The sequence below is a fragment of the Pseudomonas sp. 10S5 genome, from assembly GCF_035019745.1.
GTDB lineage: Bacteria > Pseudomonadota > Gammaproteobacteria > Pseudomonadales > Pseudomonadaceae > Aquipseudomonas.
This window is the reverse complement of the sequence record NZ_JASJVL010000072.1, coordinates 1-216: the sequence shown is the minus strand read 5'-3', so window position 1 is coordinate 216 and position 216 is coordinate 1. Positions and strand designations below refer to the sequence as shown.

Below are 216 nucleotides of genomic sequence, written 5' to 3'. Positions count from 1 at the left end.
GAAAGCCGGTTATCTACTGGAAATCTCGAGAAAACCCTGGCCGACGCAAGCCCAAGCGCAAAGGGGTGAAGTCCTGCGTGTCGAGCCGAAACTTGAGCATTACGTCTATCCGGGGCATTTTCTGGAGGACGATCACGGCAAAAAACTATCCACCCACGACCTGCAACGGCATCGCACTGATTTTCAACTGGCTGATGGCACCAGCGATCAACCGCT

Annotated in this window: 1 protein-coding gene; it reads left to right on the top strand. The window is 54.2% G+C overall.

What is annotated here, in order from left to right:
- On the top strand, positions 1-216 hold a 216-nt coding region (locus tag QN378_RS23435; protein WP_323551276.1), incomplete at both ends, for a hypothetical protein.